The 1,430-nt window shown below is 40.4% G+C and carries 1 protein-coding gene; it reads right to left on the bottom strand.

Annotation, left to right across the window (positions count from 1 at the left end; all coding sequences use genetic code 11):
- Positions 1 to 1,430, bottom strand: a 1,430-nt coding sequence (locus tag ABEW32_RS26180) for a condensation domain-containing protein (RefSeq protein WP_430193222.1), incomplete at both ends; no start/stop codon positions are given.

Raw genomic sequence — 1,430 nt, 5'->3', positions numbered from 1 at the left:
ACAACCCGTGCAAGGTGCTATATGGTATCAGTTTCTCTGTATTATTGTAGCTCTCCATCAATTTCATTTCTTGTTCAGTAGTTTTTATGCAGTTGGTATGCAGAGTTAATGTATCAATATATTGCTTGAACATTGAATGAATTACATTTTCATCAAATAGTTGCTCAACGTAGTCCCAAACAAGCTTTAACGAACCGTTATCTTCAAAAAGTTGGTGATCCAAGTAAACTTGAGATGTCTGCCCAGCACCCATTTGTATTTCTCCTAATTCATACCAACTAACTTCACCTCTTTCTTTGGTCCCCAGCAGCATGCTTGTAAAAACAATTGGCATAACAGCACGATTACCATAATTATGGTATTTAGATATTTCTCGTATTAATTCAATTCCATCATAATGCCGATGCTCAAGTGATTCTAAAAGACGTTCTTGGATCTGTTTCGCCCTATCCCAATATCCCTTTTCAGACCTAAAATCAATTTCTATAAGAATTACGGAAGTAAAATCCCCAATCATGTCGTTCACATCTTGATGAAACGGTAGTCTATTGAAAACGGTCAAGCTCACGGCTAAATGAGGCTGATTACTCCAAAAAGCCATCACTTCTGCATAAGCAGCAAGAAGAGCCGCTGTAGGCGTGATGTTGTACTGATACGCCTGTTTTTTAATTTTCTCCCAGGTTTCTCTATCGATCTCTTGCTCCAGACGGCAAAAACGAGGCTCAGTCACACCGGAGGGATCTGCTTTCAAAGGCAGCTCCGGAGCTGCAGGAAAATCGTCTAATTTATTCAACCAATACAGTTTGTCCTGCTTATAGGTTTCCGAATTTTTAAAATCCTGCAATGCCAGAATGTAGTCCCGAAATGTACTCTGCAACTGTGATGGCATCCAATTGGGCTCATGATAGAATTTAACCAGCAACTTACCTATCAGTTGGATACTTGCTCCATCCGTAATCAACATGTCGTAGCTGATAAACAAATAATGAATTCCTTCAGATAATTTAAAAGCTTTATATTCAAAGAGTGGCCATTGGTCTGTTGGAAATACATAATGAGACATTCGCTCTCTTTCTGACACTATCCGTTCTTGTTGCTCAGACGAACTCATATGGGTAAGGTCAATCACTGTTATTCGATATTCCGGTACGTTCTCCAGGATAACCTGCTCTCCGGTAGGAAATACGACTGCGCGCATCATGGGCTGATATTGAATGACCTGTTGTAATGCAACATTAAGTCGGTCTATATCATAGTCGGTTTTAATTTCCGTATATCCATGAGTCGATACTCCGCCCATTTCAAAATGGTCCTCACGTCCCATCAGATAAGCCATCTGCACATCCGTTAGCGGAAATGGTTCATACATATGCTCCGGATCAGGTGTTAACTCCGGATACACAATGGCCACTTGTGTATCTACACCTTCC

This window comes from Paenibacillus jamilae (genome assembly GCF_050482105.1).
GTDB lineage: Bacteria > Bacillota > Bacilli > Paenibacillales > Paenibacillaceae > Paenibacillus > Paenibacillus jamilae_B.
This window is presented reverse-complemented; position numbering and strand designations above follow the sequence as displayed.